General features: G+C 63.9%; 19 protein-coding genes and 2 pseudogenes. 17 read left to right on the top strand and 4 right to left on the bottom strand.

Annotated elements, in window-relative coordinates:
* Positions 1–209: 209 nt before the first annotated feature.
* On the top strand, positions 210–470 hold the full coding sequence (locus FXB38_RS03220; RefSeq protein ID WP_246229627.1) for a hypothetical protein: 261 nt from the start codon (positions 210–212) through the stop codon (positions 468–470).
* A 522-nt stretch (positions 471–992) separates the two neighbouring features.
* Here the strand turns inward: FXB38_RS03220 and FXB38_RS03225 are convergent.
* Together FXB38_RS03225 and FXB38_RS45020 are read right to left on the bottom strand one after the other, a co-directional pair.
* A complete protein-coding gene (locus FXB38_RS03225) occupies positions 993–1,679 on the bottom strand; it encodes a hypothetical protein (protein WP_187434627.1) in 687 nt (228 codons plus the stop codon).
* A gap of 104 nt (positions 1,680–1,783) precedes the next feature.
* A pseudogene (locus FXB38_RS45020) lies at positions 1,784–1,924 on the bottom strand (MAPEG family protein); the annotation flags it as partial.
* 35 nt (positions 1,925–1,959) lie between these two features.
* Between FXB38_RS45020 and FXB38_RS42545 the strand changes: the two are divergent.
* The 4 genes from FXB38_RS42545 to FXB38_RS03245 all read left to right on the top strand — a co-directional run bounded on the left by FXB38_RS42545 (position 1,960) and on the right by FXB38_RS03245 (position 3,323).
* A complete protein-coding gene (locus tag FXB38_RS42545) occupies positions 1,960–2,130 on the top strand; it encodes a hypothetical protein (protein ID WP_187434628.1) in 171 nt (56 codons plus the stop codon).
* Positions 2,131–2,291: 161 nt separating this feature from the next.
* On the top strand, positions 2,292–2,534 hold the full coding sequence (locus FXB38_RS03235; RefSeq protein WP_148749327.1) for a hypothetical protein: 243 nt from the start codon (positions 2,292–2,294) through the stop codon (positions 2,532–2,534).
* Between the two features lie 140 nt (positions 2,535–2,674).
* Complete coding sequence (locus FXB38_RS03240) at positions 2,675–2,914, top strand: hypothetical protein (RefSeq protein WP_148749328.1); 240 nt, start codon at positions 2,675–2,677, stop codon at positions 2,912–2,914.
* A 118-nt stretch (positions 2,915–3,032) separates the two neighbouring features.
* Positions 3,033–3,323 carry a hypothetical protein gene (locus tag FXB38_RS03245; protein ID WP_148749329.1) on the top strand — a complete coding sequence of 97 codons (291 nt, stop codon included), beginning with the start codon at positions 3,033–3,035 and terminating at the stop codon, positions 3,321–3,323.
* 15 nt (positions 3,324–3,338) lie between these two features.
* Here the strand turns inward: FXB38_RS03245 and FXB38_RS44810 are convergent.
* A pseudogene (locus tag FXB38_RS44810) lies at positions 3,339–4,260 on the bottom strand (LysR family transcriptional regulator).
* 107 nt (positions 4,261–4,367) lie between these two features.
* Between FXB38_RS44810 and FXB38_RS03255 the strand changes: the two are divergent.
* From FXB38_RS03255 to FXB38_RS03305, 11 genes are all read left to right on the top strand, one after another.
* Positions 4,368–4,691, top strand: a complete 324-nt coding sequence (locus tag FXB38_RS03255; protein WP_148749330.1) for a Dabb family protein — start codon at positions 4,368–4,370, stop codon at positions 4,689–4,691.
* Positions 4,688–5,767, top strand: coding sequence for a maleylacetate reductase (locus FXB38_RS03260; RefSeq protein WP_148749331.1), 1,080 nt, complete (start codon positions 4,688–4,690; stop codon positions 5,765–5,767). Before FXB38_RS03255 ends, FXB38_RS03260 begins: the two co-directional genes overlap by 4 nt.
* 4 nt (positions 5,768–5,771) lie before the next feature.
* Positions 5,772–7,136: an amidohydrolase family protein gene (locus FXB38_RS03265; RefSeq protein ID WP_148749332.1), complete on the top strand. Its 1,365-nt coding sequence runs from the start codon at positions 5,772–5,774 to the stop codon at positions 7,134–7,136.
* A gap of 20 nt (positions 7,137–7,156) precedes the next feature.
* Positions 7,157–8,059 carry an NAD(P)-dependent oxidoreductase gene (locus FXB38_RS03270; protein ID WP_148749333.1) on the top strand — a complete coding sequence of 301 codons (903 nt, stop codon included), beginning with the start codon at positions 7,157–7,159 and terminating at the stop codon, positions 8,057–8,059.
* A 16-nt stretch (positions 8,060–8,075) separates the two neighbouring features.
* Positions 8,076–8,960 carry an intradiol ring-cleavage dioxygenase gene (locus FXB38_RS03275; protein WP_148749334.1) on the top strand — a complete coding sequence of 295 codons (885 nt, stop codon included), beginning with the start codon at positions 8,076–8,078 and terminating at the stop codon, positions 8,958–8,960.
* Between the two features lie 63 nt (positions 8,961–9,023).
* Positions 9,024–10,415 (top strand): FAD-linked oxidase C-terminal domain-containing protein, encoded by a 1,392-nt coding sequence (locus tag FXB38_RS03280; protein ID WP_148749335.1) that lies wholly within the window; start codon positions 9,024–9,026, stop codon positions 10,413–10,415.
* Positions 10,412–11,926, top strand: a complete 1,515-nt coding sequence (locus FXB38_RS03285) for a sugar ABC transporter ATP-binding protein (protein ID WP_148749336.1) — start codon at positions 10,412–10,414, stop codon at positions 11,924–11,926. Before FXB38_RS03280 ends, FXB38_RS03285 begins: the two co-directional genes overlap by 4 nt.
* On the top strand, positions 11,919–12,869 hold the full coding sequence (locus FXB38_RS03290; RefSeq protein ID WP_148749337.1) for an ABC transporter permease: 951 nt from the start codon (positions 11,919–11,921) through the stop codon (positions 12,867–12,869). Before FXB38_RS03285 ends, FXB38_RS03290 begins: the two co-directional genes overlap by 8 nt.
* Positions 12,866–13,843: an ABC transporter permease gene (locus FXB38_RS03295; RefSeq protein WP_148749338.1), complete on the top strand. Its 978-nt coding sequence runs from the start codon at positions 12,866–12,868 to the stop codon at positions 13,841–13,843. Before FXB38_RS03290 ends, FXB38_RS03295 begins: the two co-directional genes overlap by 4 nt.
* Before the next feature lie 43 nt (positions 13,844–13,886).
* Positions 13,887–14,861, top strand: a complete 975-nt coding sequence (locus FXB38_RS03300) for a sugar ABC transporter substrate-binding protein (protein ID WP_148749339.1) — start codon at positions 13,887–13,889, stop codon at positions 14,859–14,861.
* Between the two features lie 287 nt (positions 14,862–15,148).
* Positions 15,149–15,436: a YciI family protein gene (locus FXB38_RS03305; protein WP_148749340.1), complete on the top strand. Its 288-nt coding sequence runs from the start codon at positions 15,149–15,151 to the stop codon at positions 15,434–15,436.
* 406 nt (positions 15,437–15,842) lie between these two features.
* Here the strand turns inward: FXB38_RS03305 and FXB38_RS03310 are convergent, their stop codons facing one another.
* Positions 15,843–16,559, bottom strand: coding sequence for an alpha/beta fold hydrolase (locus tag FXB38_RS03310; protein WP_246229629.1), 717 nt, complete (start codon positions 16,557–16,559; stop codon positions 15,843–15,845).
* Between the two features lie 429 nt (positions 16,560–16,988).
* On the opposite strand from FXB38_RS03310, the gene FXB38_RS03315 reads away from it, so the two are divergent.
* Positions 16,989–17,312 carry a hypothetical protein gene (locus FXB38_RS03315; protein ID WP_148749341.1) on the top strand — a complete coding sequence of 108 codons (324 nt, stop codon included), beginning with the start codon at positions 16,989–16,991 and terminating at the stop codon, positions 17,310–17,312.
* The last annotated feature ends 12 nt before the right edge of the window (positions 17,313–17,324 follow it).

Here is a 17,324-nt window from a genome sequence, read left to right on the forward strand (position 1 = left end):
CCAAAAAACGCGGCGGGCCGAGCAGCGCGGGAACGCGCCACGTTGGGAGTACGGCCGCCTATCTAGTCTAACTAACCCTTTTTAGCCGTAGCCTTTTCCACCGTTTAGGATCAGCGTCGGTCCGGAAGGGAACTTTAGCCAGCGGCGTTCTCATGGGTCAGTCTCCATCCATCGTGCCGCAGAGTGCGGCAAGCCACGATGTCTATCTTGTGCTTGAGGACTTCGGCGGCCGTTTGGGGCGGGCCTGGTCCGAAACGGCCGAAGAGGACAGCAACCGCGCGACTCTGCTGCGGCACCTGATCGAAGGCCATTACATTCGTCCAGCTCGCATCGTCGCCTTCAACACGACCGAGGGATGGTCGCGCGATGTGACCACGGATATCGCGGATGAGCTGCGCCGTCGCTTCGTCGAATTCGAGGACGTGGCGCCCTCGATGTTGGAATTCCTTGAGAGAGCGGCGAGGCACTGAGCGACAGCTTCGTAACGCGCAGCTGAAGTGCTTCCTTTGCCTGGCCGCTTTGCCACACCCACGACGCGGAGCACGAAGCACCGGAGTGGCGTGTGGCGATGGAAGCTCTTGGTGGTCGAGCGCGGCGGCCCGACGCTGTTCGCGCGGATCGGCGTCATGCGTGCGCTGAACCGACACCATGAGTTTAACCCGAATTGCAAAGAGCCGTTGGGGGGCCGGCGGAAGTTGAAGAGGGATCAATGACCGTCTTCAAAATGGGGAAAGGCCGCAGGGTGGTTCCAGCCCCCGCTGCGGCCATCCCGGACAACTAGAAAAATGGTCGGTACTCAAATCTCGCCGGTGTTCTCACAGTAGAACACCCCGTTCCGAAAATGGACTCCGTATGACTACCGGAGTCGGCTGTTCTACCCATGATCGTAAAAGGGCGAACTTGGCACGGCTCGCTTTCCAGCCCCCGATGCTCCCGGCTGCCGATTCAATTGCGGATCAGAGCGCCGGGAGCGCCTGGCGTGCCAGGTACCTTCAGCTTTCCGGGGCTGCAACTGTCGCCGGCGCAGTCAGTGGCGCGCCTCCAACCGAAATGGGCCCGATAGATTTCGACTGCCGAACCATCCGTTTGCGCATCGTTGCGGACAGTCCATAGCGAGCATGCGCTCTTCGAATCGAGGACGTCACGTCCGACGTCATTGCAGTTTGCAGCGAGTCGATCTTCGCGATCAGCGTCGAAAGCTGCGGCGATATCTTCTTCACGTCGCCTCGTTCGTCCGTGATGCTTTGTCGGAGAGAAACGAGGGTCGTTGAATCCTGCTGCCGCAGAGCCGCATTTTGCTGCAGCGAGGAATTGATCTCCTGCAGCGAGGCGGCCTGCTGCTGCTGCGCCGACTGGATGTCCTTCAGGGCAGCGACAATCGGATCCGGCTTTGCGACGGGCTCTTCCTGGCGCGGAAGCAGCGCAGCCAAGCTGCTGATGTTCGGCGACGGAAGATCAAACGGCAATGTATAGATGGCCGCCGCGCCATTGATCGCCAGAGCACACACCGACAGCGCCAGGACCGATTTCCGGCTGGACCGCTTGCCCGGTGCTGGAGCTTCCGCCGCTGCGGGTTCGGCTTCGTGTTCGGCTTGGGGTTCGAATGCTGCGGCTGCAAGTGCTGCGGCATCGAGGTGTTCGGCGAAGCCCAGCATTTCGGATGTCGTGGTCATGCGCATTGACCTCATGAGCGAGCAAAAGGAGGCCGTCGCCGGAACGTCCTCGCGACGCCTCCTTTACGCAGCACCCACCTACAACTGCCAAAAATTGTGGGCTTTTCGGATTAATTCCAAGTTAGCGACGTGGCCGCCAGGCATGTCCATCCACTCCGGCCGACTACGGGGCGATGCGATGGAATTCCGGTGGCAGACCCTACGTTGTGTTCCACCCGCCCTGCCAAAAAAAGCCAGGAGACAACCCGCCGGAAAGGTGTAGGATTCGACCAAACGGAGGAGCGGCATGTTTGAAATCACCGGTTTCGACACGGCAGGCGTCGTCAACCTGAAGCGCGAGTCACTCGCCGCCGCCCTCAAGAAGGCCAGGGAATTGATCGGGGACGGGTGTCGCGACGTTCAAATCGTCGATCCCAAAGGCCGGGTCTACACCTCGTTTGAGGAGCAGGCAGCCTAACCACTCCCATCACCGCGCAAGCGACTTCGGTTGTTAGCCGCCTCGGCCGACGAGGAACGGCGTCTGCAGAGGTGCAACTCCCGCGCACCCCACCGTTGCCAGTCAACTCTTTTGGGAGCACGCTCACGTCAGGCGCGCAGACGCCGCACGGGGAGAGACACATGAAGGAATCGGGCCTGGATGCTCGCCATCGGGACAAGGACGGCGCGATCAGCAAAAAGCACGGCAACACGCTGGTCGGCACATTGCGCAAGATCTACGGCAAGGGCTTTGCGGCCGGCTACCCGGATGCGACAACGCTAAGCGAGGTCTTGCATCAGTTGAACGAGACGTCGCTGAGCCAGCTGCGTCGCGATCACGACACCGGGCATTTGGGGCACAAGATCGACCACGTCCCGAAGTGACGAAGGTCGCCCGGCCAACTTCGCAATCATCAAGCCAGTCACCTGGGTCAGGCAGGCTGCGTTGTTGATCGGCCCCAATACACTTGCCGTTTGAGCCTTCCGAAACCAGGCGCTAGGATGAGCCTTTTACGGAGGCTCATTTGAAACAGGTTATTATTTTCGCAGCCGTCGCACTCCTTGCCATGGCGCCCGCCCGATCGCAGGGGCTGGTCGATCCCAGCAAGGTTGCACCCGAATACCGCGAGGCGGCCGAAAAGCGCCGCGCCGAGCAGATCCGTCAGCGCGAATGCGCCCTGAAGGCGGATCTGGCGAAAGTGCTGCTGCGAGATCGGACCGACTATCTCAACCACTGCCTGGATGCGATGGCGGCGAAACAATAGCGGCGCGCAGCCGGTTGCGCCGCAAGACGCGCGCCAAACTCGCAACCGGCTTTCAGGCTTTCTTCAGATATTCGGCTCACCGTGGCTGCCGATTTCCAATCATCATTGATTGTCCCGCATGAGCTTCGTCCAGGTCCAGTGCACGCGCTGCAAGACGATGTTTCGCGATCGCGCAGGCCGGTTGCAGGACGGCTACTCCAGGCAGTGCCCCGGTTGCGAAGTCGTGTTGTTCTTCGCCGAGGACTCGCAACATCCCTTCATCAAGCGCGCGATGCGAAACGCGCGGAAGGCCCGCAAGGAGCAGTACGAGGCGGATGCAGCCAGGCGCTCTGCCTCGTCCGAACCGCGCGCCGCTCCCCGGTCGCGGTCGTCCATCGGACGGACGCGGGTGCAGGAGCGATCGGACTAGCGCCCGGTGGGCCGACTACGTTGCCTCGATCCAGATCCCGGTATCCGAATGCGCGCGGATGTGGTCGACCAGAAAGTCCGAAAACACCCTGATCTTCGCCGGCAGCCGGATGCGGTTCTGATAGGCCACGTTCATCGTCAGCAGCGGCAGTTCCCAGTCGGTCAGGACCGGCACGAGCTTGCCGGACGCGATGTCGCTCTGCACGATGTAAACCGGCTGGATCAGGATGCCGAGCCCCGCGCGCGCGGCGCCGCAGATGATCTGGCCGTCATTGCTGTCGAGCGTCGGCGCGATGCGGACGGTCTGCGTCGTGCTGCCCTGGCTTAGTCGCAGCGAATAGGGATCGTTGGCGAGGTTGTAGACCAGCATGTCGTGACGCGCGAGATCGGCGGGATGCTCGGGGACGCCATGCGCCGCGAGATAGGACGGCGCGGCCGCCAGCCCCCCGGCGCATCTGTCCGATGCGGCGGATGATGATGTTGGAATCCGGCTCCTGCTCTCGCGTGCGGATCGCGACATCGATGCCGGCCTCGATGAAATCAGGATAGCGGTTGGCGGCGATGATCTGGACGTCGAGCTTCGGATAGAGCTTGCGAAACGCCGGCAGCATCGGCGCCATGTAGATCATCGCAAACGACAGCGAGCTCGTGACGCGCAGCATGCCCTTGGGCGACAGCGCGCGGTCACTGACCGCATCCTCGGCCTCCGCGAGCTCGTTCAGGAGCGTGCTACAGCGCTGCAGCAGCTCCTGCCCGGCTTCGGTCAACCACTGCCGGCGGGTGTTGCGTTCGATCAGCCGGACCGCGAGCCGCTCCTCGAGCGCGCTCAGGTGCCGGCTCGCCGCGGCATTCGACATCCGCAAGGTGTCGGCGGCCTTGGAGAGGCTGCCGAGCTCGGCCGTCCTGGCGAACACCTCGAGCTGGAGAAGCCGGTCCATTCTTCCTCATATTGGAAAAGAGACTTACGATTTTTGGTCTTTATTTCCGATTTCTGCAAGGCAAAATGACCCCAACAAACAAGACCGCAGGTGAGGAATTTTGGGAAATGTCGGGTCCGATCAAGCACATCGTGATGTGGCGGCTGCGCGGGGAGACCCAGGCTGAGCGCCTGGCCGCCCGGACCAAGGTCAAAACCCTGTTCGAAGGCCTCCGGGGCCGGATCGACGGCCTCACCCATATCGAGGTTGGCGCTGACATCAGCGATGTCGATTATGCCTGCGACGTTGTCCTTGTCTCGGAGTTTACCGACAGCAGCGCCTTAAAGGCCTACGCCACCCATCCGGAACATCTGCGGGTGCGGGATGAGTTAGGCGACTTGCGGATCGGGCGCTTCCAGGTCGATTATCCCGTCAAAGAGACCGGCGCATGATCGGTTCGTTCGCCTTTGAAAATCTGCCATGCCGCGTCGTGTTCGGCAGCGGGACGCTTGCCGCGGCCAAAGCCGAGGTCGAGCGCCTCGGCGGCAGGCGCGCGCTGGTGCTGACGACGCCGCAGCAGGAAGCGCAAGGTACGGCGCTCGGCGCGGCGCTCGGCCCGCTCTATGCCAGCATCTTCGCCGGCGCCACGATGCACACGCCCGTCGAGGTGACCGAGCGCGCAATCGCGGCGATGAAAGATTGCGATGCCGACTGCGTGGTCGCGCTCGGCGGCGGTTCGACGACGGGACTAGGCAAGGCGCTCGCCTTGCGCACCGGCGTCGACCAGCTCTGCATTCCCACCACTTATGCCGGCTCGGAGATGACGCCCATCCTCGGTCAGACCGAAAACGGCCTGAAGACCACGGTGCGCGACACTGCCGTGCTGCCGGAGACCGTGATCTACGACGTCGACCTGACGCTGACGCTGCCGGTCGGGCTCACTGCCACCTCCGGCATCAACGCCATCGCCCACGCGGTCGAAGCGCTTTATGCGCGCGACAGCAATCCCGTCACCTCGCTGATGGCGGAAGAAGGCATCCGCGCGCTGGCGCGTGCCCTGCCCGCGATTGCGGCCAAGCCCGACGATCGCGCCGCCCGCAGCGATGCGCTCTACGGCGCGTGGCTGTGCGGCGTATGCCTCGGCACCGTCGGCATGGCGCTGCATCACAAGCTCTGCCACACCCTCGGCGGCACTTTTGACCTCCCGCATGCCGAGACGCACACGATCGTGCTGCCGCATGCGCTGGCCTACAACGCACCGGCCGTGCCTGATGCGATGACGCGGATCGCGCGCGCGATCGCTGCGGCTGACGCGGCGCAAGGCCTCTACGATCTCGCCAGGCGATTAGGGGCCAAGGTCGCGCTGCGCGACATCGGCATGCCCGAGAGCGGCATCGACAAGGCGGCCGACCTCGCCGTAACCAATGCCTACTGGAATCCGCGGCCACTCGAGCGCAACGCCATCCGCGACCTCATCGCGCGCGCCTGGGCGGGCGAGCCGCCGGCCGCAACCAAAGCGGCGGTCTGACGACATGCGGCGCACCTTGATCCAGTCAGCAACGGTCATCAGCATGGACGCTTCGATCGGCGATCTCCGTGTCGGCGACGTGCTGGTGGAGAACGGGCGGATCGTCGGGGTTCGTCCCGGTATTGAAGCCGCTGATGCCGAGATCGTCGACGGTCGCGGGCGTATCGTCATCCCCGGGCTCATCAACGCGCATATGCACACCTGGCAGACGGCGCTGCGCGGCTATGCTGCGAACTGGACACTGCTCGAATATTTCCGCCGCATGCATGCCGTGCTCGCGACCTTGTTCGCTCCCGACGACATCTACATCGCCACCCTCGTTGGCGCGCTGAACCAGATCAATTGCGGCGCCACCACGCTGGTCGACTGGTGCCACAACAACCCGACGCCTGCCCATACCGACGCAGCCGTGCGCGGCCTGCTCGAGAGCGGCATCCGCGCCGCCTTCTTCCACGGCTCACCGAAGCCCGAGCCGAAGCCGGGCGAGCCGCACTTCTCGGAGGTGCCGCATCCCCGCCGCGAGGTCGAGCGGCTGCTGGCAGGTGCCCTCGCCGACCGCGACGGGCTCGTGACGCTCGGGCTTGCCATTCTCGGTCCGCATTATTCGACGCTCGACGTGTCCTTGCATGACTTTCGTCTCGCGCGGGAGCTCGGCCTGATCGCCTCGATGCATCAGGGCGGCGGGCCGGCGAAGACACAAGGCGGCTGGGAGAAGCTGATCGAGGCCGGCCTCGTCGGTCCCCACGTCAACGTCGTCCATGGCAACGACCTGCCCGATGATCTCCTGCAAAGACTGATCGATCTCGGCGTCACCTTCTCGGTGACCCCCGAAAACGAGATGATCCAGGGCCACGGCTTTCCCATCACCGGACGGCTGCTCAAGCGCGGCGTGCGCCCCACCATCGGGATCGACCTGGAATCCGTGCTGGCAGGCGATCTCTTCTCCGCCGCACGCGTCGCACTGTCGATGCAACGCGCGCTCGACAACGCGGAGATGCTCAGGAACGAAGGCACCATTCCGGCGACGACCACGATTCCCGCGCGCGAGGCGCTGGCATGGGTCACCACCGCGGGCGCGCGCATGCTCGGCCGCGAGAGCGAGATCGGCTCGCTGACGCCTGGAAAACTCGCCGATCTCGTCATCATCAATGCCGACGATCTCAATCTCTTCCCGGTCCACGATCCCGTCGCCACCGTGGTGATGCAGACGAGCCTCGCCAATATCGAGGCCGTGATGATCGGAGGCCGCTGGAAGAAGCGGAACGGGCGATTGCTGGTCGACGGGCTCGAACGGAAGAAGGAACTGCTCGCCCAATCCGGCCAGCGGCTGGTGCGGGATATCGAACGACAAGGGCACGTCGCGGGATAGCGGCCAACGGACAACAAGAAATGATTGATACAAGCAAACAGGTCGCGTTCATCGGCATCGGCAAGATGGGCCTGCCGATGTCGCTTCTCGTCGCCAAGGCCGGCTATGCCGTTACCGCTTTCGACCAGAGCGCGGCGCGGCTCAACGAGGCGCGCGAGCACGGTATCGCTGTTGCAAGCTCACCCACTGAGGCCGTCAACGGCCGGCCTGTGGTCATCACCTCGCTCCCTGACGACGCCGCCTTGCGCACGGTGATGCTCGGCCCGACCGGGCTGATCGGCGCGATGGCGCCGAAGGCGGTGCTGATCGAGACCAGCACGGTCAGCGCCGAGGCCTCCGCCGAGGTCGATGCCGCTGCCCAAGCCCGCGGGATTTCCTATCTGCGGGCGCCGGTCTCCGGCAACGCCAGCATCGTCCATACCGGCGCGCTGAGCTGTTTCATCTCCGGGCCCAGGGACGCCTTCGAGAGCGTTAAGCCGCTGTTTGCGAGCTTCACCCGGGCCCAGACCTATCTCGGCGCGCGCGAGGAAGCGCGCTACGCAAAGCTCGCGGTCAATCTCATGATCGCGGTCTCGGCAGCGATGATGGCCGAGAGCCTGGCGCTGGCGCGCAAGGGCGGCATCGGCTGGCAGGACATTCTGAAAGTGCTGGATGAGAGTGCGGTCGCTTCCCCCATGGTGAAGTACAAGACCGCGCCGCTGCGAACCCGCGACTTCGTCTCCAGCTTCTCCTGCAAGCAGATGGCCAAGGACCTCGATCTCATCCTCGGCGCCGGCCATGCCGTCGGCGTCCCGCTGCAGCTCGCCGCGCAAGTGCGCGAGACCTACGGCGCGCTGGTCGCGCAAGGCGACGGCGAGACCGACTTCATCGCTACCGTCAAGCATCTCGAACGTCTCTCGGGCCTTGGCGAGCCCAAACTCTGATCGACGGAGGCAGAATTTGCGTAATTTCAGCGAGACCAACATCACCGAGGCCGTGCTCGAGCGCATCGCGGGCGCAACCGATCCGCGGATCAAGCAGGTCAGCGAAGCCCTGGTGCGTCACCTCCACGCCTTCGTGCGCGAAATCAGGCCGACCCAGAAGGAATGGGACTACGGCATCGACTTCCTGACCCGCACCGGCCACATGTGCGACGACAAGCGGCAGGAGTTCATCCTGCTGTCGGATACGCTCGGCGTCTCCATGCTGGTCGACGCGATCAACCACCCGGTGCCGGAAGGCGCGACCGAGACCACCGTGCTCGGCCCGTTCTTCGTCCAGGCCGCACCCGAGAAGCAGAACGGCGACGATATCTCGGGCAGCATGGAAGGCGATCCCATGATCGTCACCGGCTCGGTCTCGACCGTCGACGGAAAGCCGCTTCCAGGCGCCGTGGTCGACGTCTGGCATTCCGACAATGACGGCTATTACGACGTGCAGCAGCTCGACGAGATCGGCGATCTCGCGATGCGCGCCCGCTTCCACACCGACGCCAACGGCCGTTTCCATTTCTGGTCGATCAAGCCCGCGGCCTATCCGATCCCGCATGACGGCCCGGTCGGCGAGATGCTGGAGGCGCAGGGCCGCCATCCCTGGCGCCCGGCGCATGTGCACTTCATGATCTCGGCGCCGGGATTCGAGCAGCTCGTGACGCATGTTTTCGTCGCCGGCGACAAATATCTCGACAGCGATGTGGTGTTCGGCGTCAAGGACAGCCTGATCCACGACTTCGTGCACTGCCCGGCCGGCCGTGCGCCGGATGGTCGCATGGTGGATGCCGCCTACTATCACCTCAACTATGATTTTGGCCTGAAGCGGGCCGCAGGCAACCCGCAGGCGGCGTAAGCCGAACGTCGACTCGACGGACTGACAACAGTCCGCGACAAGAACGGACGACAGGGAGAGACAATGGGACCGCGGGACACAAGTGCCGCATTGACTGAACGCCTCCAAGGCGCGATCGGTCCGCGTGCGACCATCGCGCGCGGCGTGCTCGACCAGCATGGCCAGAGCGAATCCTATTATCGCGCCCTGCCCCCCGACATCGTCGTCTATCCCGAGACGACTGCAGAGGTCGCCGAGATCGTCAAGCTCTGCGCCGGCGCCGGCATGCCGATCGTGCCGTTCGGTGCCGGCACCTCGCTCGAGGGCAACGCATCCTCGGTGGAAGGCGGCGTCTGCATCGACTTCGCACGCATGAACAAGGTGCTGACGGTGCACGACAGCGACATGAATGTCGTGGTTCAGCCCGGCATCACCCGCAAGCAGCTCAATGCCGAGTTGCGCGGCACCGGTCTCTTCTTTCCCATTGATCCCGGCGCGGATGCCTCGATTGGCGGCATGACCTCCACGCGCGCCTCCGGCACCATGGCGGTGCGCTACGGCACCATGAAGGACAACGTCATGGCGCTGGAGGTGGTGCTGGCCGACGGTCGCGTGATCCGCACCGCCAGACGCGCCCGCAAATCCGCGGCCGGCTACGATCTGACACGGCTGTTCGTCGGCGCCGAAGGCACGCTCGGCGTCATCACCGAGATCACGCTGAAGCTGCATCCGCTGCCGCAGGCGATTTCAGCGGCGGTGTGCAGCTTCGACGCCCTGCACAACGCCGTCGACACCGCGATCGGCATCATCCAGGCCGCCATTCCCGTCGCTCGCGTCGAGCTGCTCGACGACGTCATGATGCGCGGCATCAACGCCTACGCCAAGCTCGGCTATCGCGAGGCGCCGACGCTGTTCTTTGAATTCCACGGCTCGGAGAGCGCCGTCGCCGAGCAGGCCGAGCTAGCGCAGGCCATCGCCGCCGAGCACGGCGGCCGCGGCTTTGAATGGGCCAAGGCGCCGGAGGACCGCAGCCGGCTCTGGCATGCCCGCGACAACACGCTCTATGCCGGCCTCGGCCTGCGACCGGGCGCGCGCGCCGTCATCACCGATGTCTGCGTGCCAATCTCGCGGCTCGCCGAATGCCTGACCGAGACGCGCCGCGACGCCGACGACCACGGCTTCACCGCGCCCATCGTCGGCCATGTCGGCGACGGCAATTTCCACATGCTGATCCTGGTCGATCCGGCCAAGCCGGACGAGATCGACGGCGCCAAGGCGCTGCAGGCCCGCATGGTCGCCCGCGCCATCGCCATGGACGGCACCTGCACCGGCGAGCACGGCATCGGGCTCGGCAAGATCGGCTACCTCACCGACGAGCTCGGCGAAGCCGTCGACGTGATGCGGTCGATCAAGACCGCACTCGATCCCGACGGCTTGATGAACCCAGGCAAGATCTTTGCGGGAGCACGACCATGAACGCTCCCGGCAACGCCGCAGCGACGCCGCTGCTCGAGCTGCGCGACATCAGCAAGACGTTTCCGGGCGTTAAGGCACTCGACGACGTCTCCTTTGCGCTCTACGCCGGCGAAGTGCATATGCTGCTCGGCGAGAACGGCGCGGGCAAATCGAGCCTGATGAAGGTGCTGTGCGGCGCCTACAGCGCCGACGCCGGCGAGTTCTTCTTTGAGGGCAAGAAGGTCACGATCGCCTCGACGGCCGACGCGCAAAAGCTCGGCATTGCCGTGATCTTCCAGGAGTTCTCGCTCGTCCCCTATCTCGACATCGCCCAGAACATCTTCCTCGGCCGCGAGCCGAAGGGCCGCATTCCCGGCACCATCGACCGCCGCAGGATCCTGGCCGACGCCAGGCGCCTGCTCGACACGATCGGCTTCGACATCGATCCCTCCGTCATCGTCAACACGCTCGGCGTCGCCCAGCAGCAGATGGTCGAGATCGCGAAAGCCATCAGCCAGAATGCGCGCATCCTGGTGATGGACGAACCGACGGCCGCACTGTCCGACCGCGAGACCGAGCTCTTGTTCGCGCTGATCGCGCGGCTGAAGGCCGATGGCGTCTCCATTGTCTACATCTCGCACCGCATGGCCGAGGTGTTTTCGCTCGGCGATCGCATCACGGTGCTGCGCGACGGTCGCCGCATCGACGGCGTGCGCCCGGCCGACGTCACGCCCGACCAGCTCGTCCGCATGATGGTCGGCCGCACCGTCGACATGACCTATCCGCGCAATTTTGCCGACAAGCCCGGCGAGGTGCTGCTTACGGTCAAGGGCCTGACCGCGGCGAGCGGAATCTCGGACATCAACATCGAGGTACGCCGCGGCGAGATCGTCGGCCTTTGCGGCCTGGTCGGATCCGGTCGCAGCGAGGTGGCGCGCGCGATCTTCGGCGCCGATCCGGTCGCCTCGGGCGAGATCGTGTTCGACGGCAAGCCGATCTCCGGCGAGCCTGATGTGGCCGCCCGCCGCGGCATCGCGCTGATCCCGGAGAGCCGCAAGAGCGAGGGGCTCGCGCTGCTGCGTTCGGTCGGCGACAATCTCGTGGTCTCGGCGCTGCGAAAACTATTCCCGAGCGGGCTGTTCGATCCGCGCAGCGGCCAGCGCACTGCTGACGGCCTGATCCGGCAGCTCCGCATCGCGACGCCAAGCGCGCGCCAGACCGTCGGTCTTTTGTCGGGCGGCAACCAGCAGAAGGTCGTGATCGGCAAGTGGCTGGCGGCCGGTGCAAAGCTCTTCATTTTCGACGAGCCGACGCGCGGCATCGATGTCGGCGCAAAGTCCGAGATTTTTGCGCTGATCGACCGGCTGGTTGCCGAAGGCGCGGCGGCGCTGATGATCTCCTCCGAGCAGGTCGAGATCTGTCATGTCTGCGACCGCGCCTATGTGATGCGCGAGGGCCGCGTCGCCGGACATCTGACGCGCAACGAGCTGACCGAGGAGAACATCGTGCGATTGGGGATGCATCATGCGTGAGGCCGCGGTCGTTTCACAACCCAATCCGCTGCAGCGCATTCCCGGCGTCGCCATCGTGCTCGGCGCCCTGATCGTGCTGTTCGGCGCGATCGCGCCCGGATTTCTCACCCCTGCCAATCTCTCCAACGTGCTGGTGCAGTCGACCATCCTGTCCATGCTGGCGCTGCCGATGACGCTGATCATCATGACCGAGGGGCTTGATCTCTCGATGGGCGCGGTGCTGACCTTGACATCGCTCTGCGTCGCCATCGTCTCGCTCGCGACCCAATCGATGCTGCTGGGGCTGGGCGCCGGCGTGCTGGTCGGCGCGGCCTTCGGCACCGTCAATGGCTGGCTGGTCGCGATCCTCGGCATCCCGCCCTTCGTCGCCACGCTCGGCACCCTCGGCATGGCGCAGGGCCTGTCGCTGATCGTCAGTGACGGACAGAGCGTGGTCGGGATTCCCCATGGCGTCCGCGATATCTATTCGGCGACCCTGCTCGGCATTCCCGTGCCGATCGTGATCGCGCTCGTGACCTACGCGGCGTTTCACGGCCTGCTCTATCACACCCGCTTCGGCAGCTATGTGTTCGCGCTCGGCGGCAATCGCGAAGCGCTCCGCTATGCCGGCCTCTCGCCCAACAAGTTGCTGATCGCGGTCTATGCGATCGGTGGCACCATGGCCGGCATCGCCGGCCTCCTGATGACCGCCCGGATGAACTCGGGGCATCCGACCGCGGGCCTCGGCCTCGAATTCGATGCGATTGCGGCGGTCGCGGTCGGCGGCACCTCGTTCGAGCGCGGCAATGGCTGGCTGCTCGGCACCCTCCTTGGCGTCATCGCCGTCGGCGTGCTGCGCAACGGGCTGAACCTGATCTCGCTGCCCTCCTCGGTCCAGGTCGCAAGCGTCGGCGTACTCGTCATCGTTGCTCTCTTCCTCGACGGGCTCAGGAGCCGGGCATGACCGACATCGCCAAGGAGTCCCTGTCGCCGCCACGTTCGTTCCTTTCCCAGGACGCGATCCAGCTGTTCTATCGGCTGCTTGCCGTGCTGCTGATCTGCGCCGTGCTGGCCGTGCTGAACGACTCCTTCCTCAGCCTCGGCAACATCCTCAACGTGCTGCGCCAGGCGAGCCTCACCTTCTTCATCGCCTCGGGCCTGACGCTGGTGGTGCTCACTGCCGGCCTCGATCTCTCGGTCGGCGCCAATGTCGCGCTGTCCGCGTGCGTCGCCGGGACCGTGATCCACACCACCGGCTCACCGGCGCTCGGCATCCTGACCGGGCTTGCCTGCGGCGGCATCGTCGGCCTCCTCAACGGCATCATGGTGACGGCGCTGCGCATCCCCTCCTTCATCGCCACTTACGGCATGCTCTGGGTGCTGAACGGACTGACCTATTGGTACATGGCGGGCGAGACGCTGCACGGTTTCCCCGCGGGCTTCCGCCAGATCGGCAGCGGCTATCTGTTCGGGCTGCCGATCCCGGTCTATCTGCTGCTGGTGTTCCTCGGCATCGGCACGCTGTTTGCCCAACGCACGATCTGGGGCCAGGAGATCTATGCGATCGGCGCCAATCCAGTTGCCGCCCGCCTCTCCGGCATTCCGGTCACGCGGCGGCTGCTGCTCGTCTACGCCGTCTCCGGCACGATGGCGGGGCTCGCCTCGATCATCTTCCTGTCCCGGCTGAATTCCGCCGAGGCCGATATCGGCGAAAGCCTGACACTGCCGGCGATTGCGGCCGTGCTGATCGGCGGCACCTCGCTGTTCGGCGGCATCGGCACCGTGTTCGGCACCTTCATCGGCGCGCTGATCCTGACGCTGGTGCTGAACGGGATGAACCTGCTGGCGGTCAGTGCCAACTGGCAACCGCTCGTCACCGGCATCATCGTCATTCTCGCGGTCTGGCTCGACATGAAGACCCGCCGCCGCGGTCAATGAGTTTCTAGGCAAGCCAACAAACCAAAATGGGGATGGAGACGACATGAAGCAGAGACTGGGCTATCTCGTACTGCCGCTTGTGATGGCGGCCGCATTCACGACGCAGGCGCGCGCCGATGGCGAGACCATCGCGGTGTTCACCAAGAACCAGACCAACCCGTTCTTCCAGACGGTACGGGTCGGCGCCGACAACATGGCGAAGACCCTGAACGCCAAGACGCTGCAATACATCCCGACCAAGCCGGACTCGATCCCTGAGCAGCTCAGCCAGATCGAGGACGTCGTGGTGAAGAAGCCGAGCGCAATCGTGTTCACACCGGTCGACTACAAGGCGATGGTGCCGGGCGTCGAGAAGATCAACGACGCCAAAATTCCGGTCGTCAACATCACCGACCGCTCCGCCGGCGGAAAATTCCTCTCCTTCGTCGGCGCCGACGATTACAGCCTCGGGCTCGAGACCGCGCGCTTCCTGCTCAAGACGCTCGGCGGCAAGGGCAACATCGTCATCATCGAGGGCGTCAAGGGCTCGCTGACCAATGTCGATCGCGTCCGCGGCTTTAACGATGCGCTGAAGGAAAATCCGGGCGCCAAGCTCCTGGCCTCGCAGCCCGGCAACTATCAGCGGCTCCAGGCGCTCCAGGTCATGGAGAACCTGATGCAGTCCAATGCGCAGATCGACGGCGTGCTCGCCGCCAACGATGCCATGGCGGTCGGTGCGATCGAGGCGCTCGACGGCGCCAACCGCAAGGCCCAGGTGATCGGCATCAACGGCACCAAGGAGGCCATCGACGCCATCAAGTCCGGCAAGCTGCTCGCAAGCGGCGACTACAATGGATTTTTCCAGGGCTGCCTCGGCACCATGATGGCGGTCCGCAGCTTGCGCAATCAGCCGATCATCAATGAGATCGTGCTGAAGCCGACCGTCATCACCAAGGACAATTACCAACCGTTCGACCAGCCGCTCGAGCAGCGCACCTGCCCGACCTTCGAGGAAGCCAGCAAGCTCGGCGCGAAGTAACTGCAGCCCGCTCTGATCAAGCACTGGGACGGCTGAGATGACAGCCGTCCTCCAAAAATCCCCAGGGCGATCGCATAGGATAGCGATTGCCCTGTGGCCATCCTTCGAGACGCCCGCCGTTGGCGGGCCCTCAGGATGAGGACCGAGTGTGCGGCCGCAGTTTTGACAAGCACCGATGCCGCTTAGCCTCATCCTGAGGAGACCGCGAAGCGGTCGTCTCGAAGGACGAGGCGCGCACTCAGGTCATGCAAAATGCCATATGACCCTGCAGAACTCCCGGAGACATCATGCTGTTTGCCATCCATGCCATCGACCGCACCGGCGCACTGCCGACGCGGCTTGCCAATTACGACGCCCACAAGGCCTTCCTCGGCGATACCTCGCGCTTCGGCGTCAAGATCGTGATGTCGGGGCCGCTGGTCGCCGACGACGGCGCAACCATGATCGGCAGCCTGTTCCTGATCGAGGCCCCCGGCCGCGCCGAGGTCGAGGCCTTCAACCGCGCCGATCCGTTCGCCGCGGCCGGCATCTGGGAGAAGGTCACGATCACCGGCTTCCTGCGGCGGCAAGGCTGAGCAGCGCCGCGTCCATCGGTGTGCACTTGTTGGATGGCCAGCCAACTGATGTCCGGTTACCCACCAACAGCGGCCGAAATGCGGACATTTCCCGAGGTCGCAGATGGGCCGAAACGCGACATTGCGTTGCTTTCCGCGTCTACGCAAGTCCCCGTTCGCGATCTATAACTGTTTCAGGAATTCCAGGAGCGCATTGCTTACGTCTTTGGCGCGCTCTTGCTGAGTCCAATGACCGCAACCTTTCAAGACTATTGTCTCGCGAAGCAAGGGCACGAACTGTTTCAGGCTGGGGACGAGATGGCTCCAACTCGGCGATCTGTAAACCCCGTCTCGATCGCCAACGACATAGAGTGCCGGGACCTGAACCTTTGCGCCGGACCATGGTGCGAGCAACTCCCAATTGCGATCAATGTTGCGATACCAATTCAAACCTCCTCCAAAGCCGTGCGCTTGAACTCTTCAACGTAAAATTCGATATCACTGTCCGTGAGCCACGTCGGCAATGATTGGGTTGTAGGCTTCCCATCAAGCCACCCCCCTCACTAGGAAGCATCGTGAGCGACGCAGGATCTTCAACCGGCGCATCGCCAGATAGGGCGAACAATGTCGTCTTGATTGCGTTGTGGACGTCTTTTTCGAGTTCTGCCTCGGCAACGCCCGGCGTCTGGAAATACAGTTGATAGAAGCGCTGCTTGTCGGTCCTCGGCATGACGGTGCTTGGTCGGTTGGGACCACGCACCTGAAACGGCACGCTCAAGCCAACGACGGCCCTAAATCGATCCGGTCTGAACAGAGCGCAGCGCCAAGCGACCGGCGCTCCCCAATCATGTCCGACAACGACTGCTTGATCCGTGCCGATCGCGTCGAGCAATCCGACCATGTCTCCGGTCAAATGCAATAGAGTGTATTGATCGATCGCATCAGGTTTGTCCGTCTGCCCGTAACCACGCATGTCGGGCGCGATGGCGCGATATCCGGCGGCAGCGAGCGCTTCCAATTGGTGCCGCCACGAATACCAGCACTCCGGAAAGCCATGGCAGAGAAGCACGGTGGGGCCGCTCCCTGCTTCGGCCAGGTGCATTCGAATGCCATTTGTCTCGATAAATCGATGCGAGATCGTCATTGCCAACCTCCGTAAGATCCAGTCACATTGTGAGCTCCAGCCACAACCGAAGTGGCCCCGCCGACACCCGGTCGAACGGCGGACCGCCAAAACGACATGCTCTACGAATTTATTTTCGAGCCCGCACCGCGCCTCCGGCAGCATCGACGCAAGGTCGGCTTCTGTGAAGGGTTTCGGACGCCGGCCGCCCGAATGTGCCGCGCCCTCAATCATGCGGCCGGCATCCGAAACCCTTCACACAACCGGGCCTCCCGCGCGGTCCGTCCATGTTCCGTTTCCAGCCAGAGAGCTGACCTCCGTTGCTTGCGGCAGAGGACAGCGATGGGCCTGGAGGCGATGCATTTAGCTGTTTTGCAAACGGAGCAAAATACGGCGACTGCAGCCGGTGCAATTTACTGTCACTAAAGGCGATCGAGTAAAGATTCCAGGATGAAGTACATCGTTCTCTGCAATGTCATTGGCTTTCCGACGGGTCTGCTTCTGGTCTGGCGGATTGCGCGTGGTAGACCGATATTGGCCTGGTGGGTCACCATCGGCTCGAACATCCCCACACTGGCGATGCTTCTGTCTCTGTCGTCGGGCGCGTTGAATGGCTTTCCTGCATTTGGATTGTTGGTAGGGCTCGGTCTCGGCGGTTTTGGCTTGGGTTCATTTGCCGGGGCGACCGCGATCCTTTTCGGGACGGAGCCTCCCAAGTGGGCGCGCGGACGCTTAAGGAAAAGATCGACGAGGCACGCGCATAGCAAGCTCTAGTTCAGCTGTGGG

Source organism: Bradyrhizobium cytisi (genome assembly GCF_008123515.1).
Lineage (GTDB): Bacteria > Pseudomonadota > Alphaproteobacteria > Rhizobiales > Xanthobacteraceae > Bradyrhizobium > Bradyrhizobium cytisi.

Bases quoted from the DNA above. Each gene is read 5' to 3' on its own strand.
- FXB38_RS03225 (WP_187434627.1), bottom strand. From the start codon at position 1,679: ATGCGCATGACCACGACATCCGAAATGCTGGGCTTCGCCGAACACCTC.
- FXB38_RS42545 (WP_187434628.1), top strand. From the start codon at position 1,960: ATGTTTGAAATCACCGGTTTCGACACGGCAGGCGTCGTCAACCTGAAG.
- FXB38_RS03235 (WP_148749327.1), top strand. From the start codon at position 2,292: ATGAAGGAATCGGGCCTGGATGCTCGCCATCGGGACAAGGACGGCGCG.
- FXB38_RS03245 (WP_148749329.1), top strand. From the start codon at position 3,033: ATGAGCTTCGTCCAGGTCCAGTGCACGCGCTGCAAGACGATGTTTCGC.
- FXB38_RS03255 (WP_148749330.1), top strand. From the start codon at position 4,368: ATGTCGGGTCCGATCAAGCACATCGTGATGTGGCGGCTGCGCGGGGAG.
- FXB38_RS03260 (WP_148749331.1), top strand. From the start codon at position 4,688: ATGATCGGTTCGTTCGCCTTTGAAAATCTGCCATGCCGCGTCGTGTTC.
- FXB38_RS03265 (WP_148749332.1), top strand. From the start codon at position 5,772: ATGCGGCGCACCTTGATCCAGTCAGCAACGGTCATCAGCATGGACGCT.
- FXB38_RS03270 (WP_148749333.1), top strand. From the start codon at position 7,157: ATGATTGATACAAGCAAACAGGTCGCGTTCATCGGCATCGGCAAGATG.
- FXB38_RS03280 (WP_148749335.1), top strand. From the start codon at position 9,024: ATGGGACCGCGGGACACAAGTGCCGCATTGACTGAACGCCTCCAAGGC.
- FXB38_RS03285 (WP_148749336.1), top strand. From the start codon at position 10,412: ATGAACGCTCCCGGCAACGCCGCAGCGACGCCGCTGCTCGAGCTGCGC.
- FXB38_RS03290 (WP_148749337.1), top strand. From the start codon at position 11,919: ATGCGTGAGGCCGCGGTCGTTTCACAACCCAATCCGCTGCAGCGCATT.
- FXB38_RS03295 (WP_148749338.1), top strand. From the start codon at position 12,866: ATGACCGACATCGCCAAGGAGTCCCTGTCGCCGCCACGTTCGTTCCTT.
- FXB38_RS03300 (WP_148749339.1), top strand. From the start codon at position 13,887: ATGAAGCAGAGACTGGGCTATCTCGTACTGCCGCTTGTGATGGCGGCC.
- FXB38_RS03305 (WP_148749340.1), top strand. From the start codon at position 15,149: ATGCTGTTTGCCATCCATGCCATCGACCGCACCGGCGCACTGCCGACG.
- FXB38_RS03310 (WP_246229629.1), bottom strand. From the start codon at position 16,559: ATGACGATCTCGCATCGATTTATCGAGACAAATGGCATTCGAATGCAC.
- FXB38_RS03315 (WP_148749341.1), top strand. From the start codon at position 16,989: ATGAAGTACATCGTTCTCTGCAATGTCATTGGCTTTCCGACGGGTCTG.